This is a genomic window from Enterococcus sp. DIV1368f (assembly GCF_051712245.1).
Taxonomy (GTDB): Bacteria; Bacillota; Bacilli; order Lactobacillales; family Enterococcaceae; genus Enterococcus; species Enterococcus faecalis.
Map to the genome: position 1 here is coordinate 143,045 of NZ_JBIOON010000001.1, position 12,274 is coordinate 155,318.

General features: G+C 39.7%; 10 protein-coding genes and 1 pseudogene. 5 read left to right on the forward strand and 6 right to left on the reverse strand.

The annotated features are described in order from the left end of the window. Positions 1–22 precede the first annotated feature (22 nt). Entirely contained in the window at positions 23–715 is a 693-nt protein-coding gene (locus IGL07_RS00705; RefSeq protein ID WP_002363490.1) for a Crp/Fnr family transcriptional regulator, read from the forward strand. Between the two features lie 47 nt (positions 716–762). Continuing rightward, positions 763–2,214 carry a YfcC family protein gene (locus tag IGL07_RS00710; RefSeq protein ID WP_002356134.1) on the forward strand — a complete coding sequence of 484 codons (1,452 nt, stop codon included), beginning with the start codon at positions 763–765 and terminating at the stop codon, positions 2,212–2,214. 90 nt (positions 2,215–2,304) lie between these two features. Here IGL07_RS00710 and IGL07_RS00715 read toward each other — a convergent pair whose 3' ends face one another. Together IGL07_RS00715 and IGL07_RS00720 are read right to left on the reverse strand one after the other, a co-directional pair. Then, positions 2,305–2,985 (reverse strand): type 1 glutamine amidotransferase domain-containing protein, encoded by a 681-nt coding sequence (locus tag IGL07_RS00715; protein WP_002359260.1) that lies wholly within the window; start codon positions 2,983–2,985, stop codon positions 2,305–2,307. Next, positions 2,982–3,317: an ArsR/SmtB family transcription factor gene (locus IGL07_RS00720; RefSeq protein ID WP_002356136.1), complete on the reverse strand. Its 336-nt coding sequence runs from the start codon at positions 3,315–3,317 to the stop codon at positions 2,982–2,984. Before IGL07_RS00720 ends, IGL07_RS00715 begins: the two co-directional genes overlap by 4 nt. Positions 3,318–3,496: 179 nt before the next feature. On the opposite strand from IGL07_RS00720, the gene IGL07_RS00725 reads away from it, so the two are divergent. The 3 genes and pseudogenes from IGL07_RS00725 (at position 3,497) to IGL07_RS00735 (ending at position 8,928) form a co-directional block, all read left to right on the forward strand. Next, a complete protein-coding gene (locus IGL07_RS00725; RefSeq protein ID WP_002419416.1) occupies positions 3,497–4,513 on the forward strand; it encodes an NADP-dependent oxidoreductase in 1,017 nt (338 codons plus the stop codon). Positions 4,514–4,723: 210 nt separating this feature from the next. Continuing rightward, a complete protein-coding gene (locus IGL07_RS00730) occupies positions 4,724–7,231 on the forward strand; it encodes an EndoS/ChiA family endoglycosidase (protein WP_010816958.1) in 2,508 nt (835 codons plus the stop codon). Between the two features lie 428 nt (positions 7,232–7,659). Continuing rightward, positions 7,660–8,928 (forward strand): annotated as a pseudogene (locus tag IGL07_RS00735) (RidA family protein). A gap of 49 nt (positions 8,929–8,977) precedes the next feature. Here the strand turns inward: IGL07_RS00735 and IGL07_RS00740 are convergent. From IGL07_RS00740 to guaA, 4 genes are all read right to left on the reverse strand, one after another. Continuing rightward, a complete protein-coding gene (locus tag IGL07_RS00740) occupies positions 8,978–9,421 on the reverse strand; it encodes a MepB family protein (protein WP_010816961.1) in 444 nt (147 codons plus the stop codon). A gap of 14 nt (positions 9,422–9,435) precedes the next feature. Then, on the reverse strand, positions 9,436–9,981 hold the full coding sequence (locus tag IGL07_RS00745) for an ATP:cob(I)alamin adenosyltransferase (RefSeq protein ID WP_010816962.1): 546 nt from the start codon (positions 9,979–9,981) through the stop codon (positions 9,436–9,438). A gap of 150 nt (positions 9,982–10,131) precedes the next feature. Next, positions 10,132–10,473 carry a hypothetical protein gene (locus IGL07_RS00750; protein ID WP_025189454.1) on the reverse strand — a complete coding sequence of 114 codons (342 nt, stop codon included), beginning with the start codon at positions 10,471–10,473 and terminating at the stop codon, positions 10,132–10,134. Between the two features lie 138 nt (positions 10,474–10,611). Continuing rightward, complete coding sequence (gene guaA, locus IGL07_RS00755) at positions 10,612–12,174, reverse strand: glutamine-hydrolyzing GMP synthase (protein ID WP_002356158.1); 1,563 nt, start codon at positions 12,172–12,174, stop codon at positions 10,612–10,614. Positions 12,175–12,274 lie beyond the last annotated feature (100 nt).

The window sequence follows — 12,274 nt, forward strand, 5'->3', positions numbered from 1 at the left end:
TATAGTATTTAGGAGAATTAAGATGATGATAGAGAAAATAATCACTAAAAATAATCAAGATTTTCAATACTTTTCTGAATCAGAACTAACAGAATTGCGCAACGAGAGTTTCGTTCGCTCCTATAAAAAAGGCCAAGTCCTTTTTTATCCAGGTGATCCGAGAAATCATTTAATTTTATTGGTTTCAGGTGTCATTAAAATTGAAAAAAATGATCGCAGTGGTAATTTTTCCTATCTGCATTTTATGAAAAAGCAGGCTCTTTTTCCGAGAATCGGACTGTTTCAAGATGAGGTTCATTACGACTCCGCGATTGCCTATACGGATATTGAGGTTGTGTTTGTGCCAGTTAAACTGTTTGAGCGTTTTCTCCAAAATAATCCCCAGCAATTGATTCATTGGATTCAAGAACAATCGGTCCTTTTAAAAGAAAGCATGATCAAAATCCAAAAAGGAACAACCAATGATGCATGTGAACGGATTGTGACATCACTGGCGATGTTATTAAATGATTTAGGAGAACGAATTGACAACAGAGAACGCGTTGCAATTGCTTGTCCAATTACCATTAATGACATTGCACGGATGAGTGGAACTACGCGGGAAACAGCAAGCAGTGTTATGAAAAAATTAGTCCAAATGAACCGTATTAGCTACAGTCATAAATTCTTAACTTTTCTAGATACGCCATTCTTTATTGATCGATTGAGTAATTAATCATAGAGAAGGGAGATACAGGAAAGTAGGTTCCTGTATAAAAGGATATGGCAGAAAAAAAGAAGAAAAACAAAAAACAGCTTTCGTCTTTTAGTATTTTATTTATTATTTTAATTGTTTTAGGTATCGTAACGGTCTTGCTAAATGGCCAGCCATTTACCCCAAGAGAAATTGATGGCAAAATGGTTGACCACGTGGTAGGGGCCAAATTATCGGATATTATCATGGCTCCATTCAATGGGTTTAAAGATGCCATTGAAATTAATATTTTTATTTTAGTACTCGGTGGCTTTTTAAATATTGTGACGCAAACTGGGGCTCTTGAAGCAGGGATTCAATCAGTCGTTAAAAAGTTAAAAGGGAACGAATTGAAAATCATTCCGATTTTAATGATTTTATTTTCTATTGGTGGGTCGACTTATGGAATGGCAGAAGAAACAATTCCTTTTTATGGTTTATTGAGTGCTACCATGGTCGCCGCTGGGTTTGATACGTTTGTCGCAGTGGGTACTGTGCTATTGGGTGCAGGATCAGGTGTTATCGGTTCAACGGTTAACCCTTTCTCCACAGGGGTAGCGATGGATGCGTTGCGAGGTATTGGCATTCAGCCCAATACAGGAATTATTTTAATTGTCGGTGCTATTTTGTGGGCGGCCTCTACCAGCTATTCTATTTTCATTGTGATGCGTTATGCGAAAAAAGTGAAGGCTGACAAAGGTTCAACAATTTTATCTTTACAAGAACAAGAGGATATGGAAAAAACGTATGGACAAGCAGCGTCGAAAGAAATGCCATTTACGAATCGTCATAAAAAAATCTTAATGGTATTCGCTTTCTGTTTTGTCATTATGATTGTTTCCTTAATTCCATGGAACGACTTTGGAGTGACGATTTTCAAAGGCTGGACGTCTGTTTTAACAGGCAACAGTTTCGGTGACTGGTACTTTGGCGACTTAGCGATGTGGTTCTTCCTTTTAGGGATCATTGCTGCCTTGATTGGTCGCTTTACTGAAAAAGAAACCATTGAAGCATTTATCGACGGTGCCAAAGATATGTTATCCGTTGTTTTAATTATCGTAGTTGCTCGCGGGGCATCTGTTTTGATGTCTAAAACGTATTTAGATTCATTTATCCTTGATAAAGCGGCAGGCTTATTACAAGGACTCTCCCCAGTCTTATTTGTCATCGGTGCCTTTGTTTTATACTTAGGTTTATCTTTCCTAATTCCTTCAACTTCTGGTTTAGCATATGTTTCTATTCCTGTAATGGGTGCGTTAGCTAAAAACATTGGTTTAAGTCCAGAAGTGATGGTTATGATTTTTGCTTCAGGTTGTGGCTTGATTAATTTGATCACGCCAACATCTGGTGTCGTAATGGGTGGTTTGGAAATTTCCAAAGTTCAATATGCCACTTGGACAAAATTCATGGCCAAACCAATGATTGTCTTAGGCTTAATTAACCTAATTATCTTAATTGGCGCGATGTTACTCTTTAGCTAATCAAAAATTTTTTATGTTAGGGCTTCGGCTTTCGGAAAAAAGAAGAAGCAATGAAACAACAGCGACTACTTTTAGGTAGTCGCTGTTGTTTCATTTTGATAGTTGTTGAATTAACAATCTTGCGACAGCGCGGACAGAAAAAGGATTTTGCCCAGTGATTATACGGCCATCTTGATAGGCAAATTCTTTATAGGGACGCTTTTTCGCAAAAGTAGCACCATGTTCTTTGGCAATTGTTTCGTTTAAGAAAGGAACAACTGCTTTTTTCATGGCTAAAATTTCTTCTGCAGTAGTGAAGCCAGTAATGGTTTTATCTGCAATCAAATAATTTCCTGACGCATCTTTGACATTTAAAAGGCCAGCAATTCCGTGACAAACAGAAGTTAGGTATTTGCCCTGTTCGTAAAGGCTACGAGTGATTGCTTGCAACTGAGGATTATCAGGAAAGTCCCACATAACGCCATGGCCTCCTGTAAAGTAAATTGCTGCATATTCATCTGGCTCAATTTCTTCAAGAGAGAGGGAATGCGCTAGCGCTCGTTCTTGAAAATCAGCACTTTCATAAACTGCCATAATGGATGAATCTACATATTTCATACTCCGGGGATCCAAAGGGACATAGCCTCCTTGGGGACTAACATAGTCAACTGAAAATCCTGCTTTGGTTACTTCTTCCACGAACTCCGTGGCTTCACCTAGCCAGAGGCCCGTTGGTTCTTCGGTGCCGTGATAACGGGAAACGTTTGTGAGGACCACGAGAATTTTTTTCATGCTTGCTTCCTCCCTGGCATAATCGACGTAATGTGGGTCAATAGTTGTTGGAGTTGCTCAATTTTGGTGGTATCGTGAGAAAGAGAGTAATAATTTTTAGTTCCTTCACTGCGACAATCAATTAATTTGGCTTGTTTCAAAATTTTTAAGTGGTGAGAAACAGCGGGGCGTGAGAGCTGTGTCGCCTCTGTTAACTCAGTGACACGACGGCCAACACAGGCTTGGTCTTCTAACAGTGCAATAATAATTGCTTGGCGTTTTTCATCACCCAATGCGATTAAAAAATCACTAAGCGCAGTAAATTCTGTTTGAATTTCTTCTAATTCTTTCATATTTTTTCGCCTCTTTGGTTCGTATTTTTAAACGATTAAACCATTTTTCGTGTTTTTTGTCAATGAAATACGCTGAGGGCTGAAACTTGACGTGGATCCCATTCTTCGTTAAGATACTAATTGATTAAAGGTTTAAACTTTTAAACCGATAAAAGGGATAGAAAGAGAGGAAAGATTCAATGATGAAAGCCGCTTTAATTCATAAATACGGACAAAAAGAACTAGCAATCGAGGAGGTGCCCTTACCCACCATTCATGACAATGATGTTTTGGTCAAAATTATCGCTGCCAGTATCAACCCGATTGATTTAAAAACAAAAGATGGCAAAGTAAAGATGCTTTTAAATTATCAAATGCCACTGATTTTAGGCAGTGATTTTGCTGGGATTGTTGTCTCTGTTGGAAAAAATGTTCAAAATTTTAGGCTGGGCGATGCCGTTTACGGACGAGTACCCAAAAATCGCGTGGGAACTTTTGCTGAATATATTGCTGTGGATCAAGCAGCTGTAGCTATGAAGCCGAAAAATTTAACGTTTGAAGAAGCTGCGGCCATTCCGTTAGTCGGTTTGACAAGTTATCAAGCGCTACATGATATTATGAATGTACAGCCAGGCCAGAAAGTCCTGATTCAAGCAGGTTCAGGAGGGATTGGAACCATTGCGATTCAATTAGCAAAACTAGCGGGCGCTTACGTTGCCACCACAACGAGTAGTAAAAATAAAGAATGGGTTCAAGCGTTGGGAGCAGATGAAGTGATTGACTATCGGACACAAAATTTTGAAGAAGTTTTATCCGACTACGATTATGTGTTTGATACAATGGGGGGGACAATCTTAGAAAAAGCTTTCTCAGTGGTTAAACCTCAGGGAAAAGTCGTTACATTGTCAGGCATTCCCAACGAACGTTTTGCTAAAGAGTATGGCTTGCCGCTTTGGAAGCAATGGGCCTTTAAAATAGCTACTCGCAAGATTCATCGATTGGAGCAAGCCACAGATGTTAGTTATCATTTTTTGTTTATGCGTCCCGATGGCGAGCAATTAGCTTTACTCACTGAGTTCATTGAACAGGGAAAATTACAGCCGATAATTGACCGAGTCGTTCCTTTTAGCCAAATTCAAGAAGCGGTGGATTATTCATTGACAGGACGAGCACAAGGGAAAATTGTTGTGAAAATCGCCGATGTTGATCATGACTAAGTAAAGGAGACTTGCAAGAAAAATAGGCCTGTTTTTCTTGCAAGTCTCAAAATTTACCATTTAAACGCCGTCTAACAAAAGTGATTTTAGGCGGGAAAAGATTTTTATAGAAAATCCTCATTTTTCCAGTTTCTATTTTGCAAATTCGTTATTTTTTGTTATTCTATTGATGGTTGTGTATGCGCTTTCTTTTTAGGTGGATAAACAAAAATGAACGGAGTGCAGAAAGGAATGGTGTTCAAAGTGGGGAACAATTTATCGACAAGAAAAGGAGAAAACAGAGAAACAATTGTCAGTTGGCTGGGTCTTTCGTTATTGGTTGGCTTGGCGTTTATCTTATTTAGTCTGTTTCATCAACCAATGATCAGCCAAGCCAATGAGCCGACCCAAGAGAAACATTTTATGGTTTATTATCGGGCTTGGCGTGACAAAACGATGCAAGGAGTTAATACAACATTGCCAGATGAAAATTGGCTAACGATGCACGATATTCCTTATGGTATTGACATTGTGAATGTCTTTAGTTATGTGCCAAAAGGACAAGAAGCACTTGCACAGCCATTTTATGATACGTTAAAAAATGAGTATGCGCCAGCATTACATGCACGAGGTGTTCGTTTAGTTCGTGGGATTGATTATAGCGAGCTATTAAAAGTTCCTTATGCAGGAACAACGCCTACAGAAGCAGAATTTGATGCTTATGCGAAAGAGCTGTTAACCAAATTTGTCGATGATTTAGGAATTGATGGGTTAGATATTGACATGGAAACTCGTCCAAGTGAAAAAGATATTGTTCTATCTAATGGTGTCATTCGTGCATTATCAAAATACATTGGACCGAAGTCGGGAACGGATCGTCCATTTTTGTATGATACCAATGCAGAATATTTACCACCTTTACAAGATGTCAGTGACTGTTTCGATTTTCTCGCGTATCAACAGTATGGCAGCGATGACCAACGCACGCAACGAGCATTAAATAATTTAAGTCCGGTTCTCAATGGGGAACGATTTGTTCCAGGATTAACTTTCCCAGAAGAGCAAGATCGCAACCGCTGGTATGACACAAAAGAGCCGTATATGGAAAGTAACATGTATAAAGTAGCTCGTTATTCTTATGAAAATAATTTAGGGGGCATGTTCCTCTATGCCTTAGATCGCGATGGTCGCACCTATAATGAAGACGATTTAAATCAGATAAAACCTTCTAATTTACTTTGGACAAAAACGGCCATTGCAGAGAGTAAAGGCGTTTCTCTTGGAGAGATGAAAGCGGCTGCGCAACACTATTTAAAACGAATTAGCTACGCCAACACAGACCTTGAAGCACAAAATAAAGCCGCAGAAGCAGTGACACAAGCAACGACGCTTTATGATGTGAATAAAGCTATTTTAGGTGGCGATTATGGCCAAGGGCTTTCAAATACCTATGATGCTGAATTAGAAAAAGGCCTGTTAGCCATTGACTTAACCACTTTATATCGTGCGTTGGATCAAGCAGTTGCAGCCATTGAAAAGGCAGAAAGCTATACACCAGAAACGATTCAAGCACTACAAACAACAAAAGAGACAGTCGCAACAGAACTTGCGGGAAAAACGTATACAGCCGCGCAAGTGACTACTTGGCAAACGGAGGTCCAAACAGCTTTGGATAATTTAAAAGAGAAACAAACACAACCTTTAAAAAGTGTCTTTTCCATTGATGCAGGAAGAAAATATTTTTCCGTGGAGCAACTGGAAGAATTAGTGGCCAAAGCCAGTCAAAATGGGTACACAGATGTCCAATTAATTTTAGGAAATGATGGCTTACGGTTTATCTTGGATGATATGTCGGTCAATGTGAATGGTAAAAAATACAACCACAACCGGGTTTCAAAAGCAATCCAACGAGGCAACAACGCATATTACAATGATCCTAATGGCAACGCGTTAACACAAAAAGAAATGGATCGGTTGTTGGCTTTTGCGAAAGCGCGCAACATCAACATCATTCCCGTGATTAACAGTCCAGGACATATGGATGCCTTGTTAGTGGCCATGGAAAAACTAGCGATTAAAAATCCCGCTTTTGATGGCTCAAAACGAACAGTAGACTTAGGAAACCAAAAGGCAGTGAATTTCACAAAGGCGATTATCAGTAAGTACGTGGCTTATTTTTCCGCGCATAGTGAAATTTTCAATTTTGGTGGGGATGAGTATGCAAATGATGTCGACACAGGCGGCTGGGCGAAACTGCAATCTTCTGGGCGCTACAAAGATTTTGTCGCTTATGCGAATGATTTAGCTAAAATAATTAAAGATGCGGGCATGCAGCCAATGAGCTTCAATGATGGCATTTATTACAACAGCGACGATTCTTTCGGTACATTTGACCCAGAGATTATTATTTCTTATTGGACAGCCGGTTGGAGCGGATATGACGTAGCCAAACCTGAGTACTTTGTTCAAAAAGGACACAAAATTTTTAATACCAATGATGCGTGGTATTGGGTAGCTGGCAATGTTGATTCTGGCATTTATCAATATGACGATGCTTTAGCAAATATGTCGAAAAAAGCATTTACAGATGTGCCAGCAGGTAGCCCAAATCTTCCAATTATTGGAAGTATTCAATGTGTTTGGTATGATGACCCTAGTCGTGACTATGATTTTGAACGAATTTATACGCTAATGGATACGTTCTCGGAAAATTATCGTGAGTATATGGTGGTTAAATAAAACTAGTTAAAGCTAACGAGTTATCTATAAAGACTGATCCTGGGACAAAAATCACTTTGGATTTTTGTCCCAGGATCAAAACCTGATAAACGGCGGGAACAGAACCAACTCCTTCGGAAATAAGCCGAAATTCTCCAAAAATTAAAGAGCAATTTTCGGAAATTTCTTCTTATTTCTCGGAGCTAAACGGTTCTTTCCCGACCTCAGCCTTCTTTAACGGAAGAAGATTTGTTTGAGGGCCAACAATCAATTTAGGAATGCCTTATTGAAATGTTCCTGTTCTTATTGTAGACTGAAAGAAGTGGTGGTGGAAAGCTATCACCATTAATAGAAAAGCAGGAAAATAAAAAGGAGCTTGTTGGAAGTTTAATGCTTGAAAATGTAAGCGGAATCATTTTTGTTGGAATGCTAAAAAAGGGAGTAGAGTTATGAGTAATGAAAATATCGTCTTAGCAAGAAATACAGAGCGTGCACCAAAGCATCCTCTCGCAGCCCAAACAGTCGCATTTTCCCACTATAATCATTTGTCGGCACAGTTACCTATTGAGCCAACCTCTGGACAATTGGTATAAGGTGGCATTCGGGCCCAAGCGACACAATGCTTGAAAAATATCCAAGCGGTTGTTGAAAGTATCAACCATGTGATGAGTGACATTGTCAGAATGACCATTTTTGTCAAAGATATGCGGGATGCTGCCGCAGTTGAGGAGGTCTATGCGGCCTTTTTTACCCATTATTATCCAGCTAAAACAGTGGTCGCCGTCGCAGATTTGCCGTTAGGCGCTTCTGTTCAAATGGAGGCACTTGTTTCAAATGGGGAAGGAACTATCCCTAATGCACCTCAAGCTGGGGATTTAATTAAATTAACAAATCAGACGGTTCAGGCACCAATTGATGCTCTAGCCAGTCAAACGGTCGCGTTTTCTCACTATAACAATCTGTCTGCACAATTGCCTATAGATCCTCAAACGGGCAGAGTTGTGGCTGGCTGTGTTAAAACGCAAACAAAACAATGTTTGAAAAACATAAAAGCCATTTTAACCAGTATTGATGTGCCTTTTGATGATATTGTGAAGATCAACATTTATTTAAAAGATTTATCTAAGCTGGAAGCTGTCAATCAAGTATATGCTGCTTTTTTCCCAGATTCAGGAATTGCGCGTACGGTCAATTACATGCCAGCACGAACAGTGATTGCTGTTGCTGATTTACCAATGGGCGCAGCGGTGCAAGTAGAAGCGGTGGTTTCTCATGGGGATGGTACGCCACCACAAGCGATTGAAGATCGACATGGATTAATTATTGAAGCAAATAATACAGATTACGCACCGAAGTGTCCATTTTCTACACAAACTGTTGCTTTTTCTCATTACAACCATCTATCAGCTCAGCTACCATTGGACCCTAAAACAAATGCGTTAGTCGCTGGCGGAATCAAGGAACAAACGACGCAATGTTTAGAAAACATCAAAGCGATTATTGAAAGTGTGGATCACAGCTTAGCTGATCTGGTGAAAGTGAACATTTTTGTGAAAGAGATTGAAGAGCTAGCGGCAGTAGATGACGTCTACCAAACGTACTTCCCTGAAGGCACGCCTGCCAGAAGAGTGATTGGTGTGACGGATTTACCAAAAGGTGCTCAGATTCAAATCGAAGCGATTGCTGGGAACGCAGAAGGTACGCCACCAATTGGTTAAACAGTAGAAGAAACAAACGTCAGCTGGCTTTTGAAGCCAGCTGACGTTTTTAGTATTTAGATAAATCAGTAAAGTAAGCTAGTTGCCATTTTTGTGTTTTTTTGGCGGTTTGATTAAGGTTTTGGCACCAAGAAGGATAAAAACGGGCTGCCATTTTGCCTTTTTGTTGGTGCGTTTTGAGAATTTTTTGTTGGATTAAACATTCTTTCGGCAGAAGAAAGAGACCTTGCTTTTCTTGATCAGAAATGACAATTGCTAACATTTCAGGGGCTTCCGTTGCATCAAAGGCTTCGTTCTGATTTTGTTGATTTTTTTCCCAGAAGGCTACAAAATAGCCTTCTTTTTTCGGCGTTTTTTTGGCTAAGCGACTGCGGATAAGTTGTTGCGATTCATTAACTTGGCATAAAAAGCCTTCATATTCGGCATTTTGTTGTTCTTCGGAAAGCAGCGTGATCGCGCCCACTGCTTTTTCAAGTATCGGTAATGAATTCATCATCTTCCTCCAAATTAAATAGAATAGTTGCGAGAAACAAAGGGGACTTCTTCACCATTTTCGAGCTTATTTAGATACAAAGCTAACATGAAAAAGTAACCTGAGAGTAAGTTGACTACATCATACAGCTGCGGATCAATTTTTTTACCACCATAGTCCATGCGATAAAGTAAACGAACAATATCTTTGGCTTTGGCTCTTAAAATGTGTGCATAAGAGGAACAGATTGTGCCCATCGGTAAAACAAAAGGACGATTTTCTTCGTATGTCAGTTCATTCATAGCATTGACACGTTCCAAAAGCCAGGCTATTTCTTCCTCTGTGACTGTTAATTTTGTTCGAGTCGTTGGATTGACATGGTAGATTAACTCGCAAATTTTGGCTAGTTCTTCTGTTAGTGCAGGCTGTTCAGGGACGTCTAATTGTTGCACATATCCTCGTAGAAGACCTGTCATCGAGGCTAATTCATCAGTCATTAATTCAAAATCACATCGTAAATCTTCTGGTTTAGAAGATAGATACGGGTACGCTTCATACGGACTGCGGTACATTTTTTCCATTCAATTTCCCTACTTTCTAAAAATAAAAAGCCCTCAAAAAGAATGCACGAAAGCCAATCTTTTTGAGCGCCGTTGCTCGACTGTTCACAGTACACCATTGTACTTGCTAAGGTAATCATAGCCAAGAGTGAAGGGAGAGTCAAGGGGGAATCAAGGTTGGAGAAAGAAAATGAAGCTAAGAATTACCAAAAGTAAACCAATCAATAAACTGACAAGACCAGAGATTTGACCTAATCGTTGTTGGGTAGAAGAAGGTTGATCGGTAACAGTGAGCAAACTTGAGAAAAAGTTCATTTTTTTCACGAGTATTAAATACGCAACAATAAGCAAAAGAATACCCGAAAAAAGGTACGAAAGGGGCTCAGAAATAAATTTTTGGGCACGAAGTAAAAAAATTCCTATGAAGAGGACAACAAAACCATACTTAAGAAAAGTTTCTTTTGACATGTTGAAATCGCTTCCTTTTAATTGATGAATTTTATTAATAGCCACTATTCTTATGATTAAATTATAGGACTTTGAGGGCGGTGGAGCAAAGGAAAAATGGAGAATGGTGGGAGGAAAGTGTGATAACACAAAAGAAAACCCGCTAGAAACACCTATAAAATAGGTTTTCTAGCGGGTTGGGTGCTATTCCCACTCCACAGTTGCAGGTGGTTTTGAAGTAATATCGTACACGATACGGTTTACATGTGCAACTTCGTTCACGATGCGCACAGAGATTTTTTGTAAAACATCCCAAGGGATACGAGCAAAGTCAGCGGTCATGCCGTCGATAGAAGTCACAGCACGGATACCGACTGTGTAATCGTAGGTACGGCCATCGCCCATAACGCCTACTGAGCGGATGCCAGGTAAGACAGTAAAGTACTGCCAAATGTCACGATCTAAGCCAGCTGCTGCGATTTCTTCACGTAGGATAGCATCTGAATCACGGACGATTTGTAATTTATCTTCTGTAATTTCACCAAGCACACGAATACCTAATCCTGGTCCTGGGAATGGTTGGCGCCAAACGATTGCATCAGGCATGCCAAGTTCAGTTCCTAAGGCACGAACTTCGTCTTTGAATAATGTATTTAAAGGTTCAATTAATTCAAATTGCATGTCTTCAGGAAGACCACCAACGTTGTGATGTGATTTAATTGTTTGCGCAGTTTCTGTACCAGATTCGATGACGTCTGTGTAAAGAGTTCCTTGTGCTAGGAATGAAACGCCTTCTTCCCCAGCAAGTTTAGTTGCTTCGTCATCAAAAACATACACAAATTCGTTACCGATGATTTTACGTTTTTGTTCAGGGTCAGAAACGCCTGCTAATTTGCTTAAGAAGCGTTCTTTCGCATCTACTTTAATAATGTTTAAGCCAAATTTACCGCCTAAACTTTCCATTACTTGTTCTGCTTCACCTTTACGTAATAATCCATGGTCAACGAAGATACAAGTTAATTGGTCGCCAATGGCTTTTTGTAAAAGCACGCCGACAACACTTGAGTCAACGCCACCTGATAAACCAAGTAAGACTTTTTTATCGCCTACTTGTTCACGGATTTTAGCGACTTCCATATCGATGAAGTTTTCCATGCTCCAGTCACCAGTACAGCCACACACATCAAAAGCAAAGTGACGTAATAAGTCGTTACCATATTCTGAATGACGAACTTCTGGGTGAAATTGTACGCCGTAGAATTTGCGGTTGGCATCTTCGATAGATGCGATTGGACAATCATTGCTTGTCCCAACTTTTTCGAATCCAGGAGCGATTTCTGTTACTAAATCACCGTGGCTCATCCAAACGGTTTGTTTCGCAGGTGTTCCTTGGAATAAGGTCGCATCACCAAGGATTTCTAATTCTGCTTTTCCGTATTCACGGTTTGCGGCAGGTTCTACTTTTCCGCCTAAGTTATGAGTCATTAATTGCATACCGTAGCAGATGCCAAGAATGGGAATTCCTAACTCATAAATTTCTGGATCAATGCTAAAAGCATCTTTGTCATACACGCTGTTTGGTCCACCTGAGAAGATGATTCCTTTAGGCGCGATTTTGCGAATTTCTTCTGCCGTAGTTCGGTGGCTTAATAACTCAGAGAATACGCCAAATTCACGAATACGACGAGTAATCAATTGGTTAAACTGACTACCAAAGTCTAAAACAATAATTTTTTCGACAGATGTCAAATCGGCAACGTTAGTCACGTCTATTACCCCTTATCCATTTAAATTTATCTAAAGAAAAGGCGGTTAAAAAGTGGTCAGCACCAAGAATTAAGAAAGGATTTTCAAAAATTGTTTTACG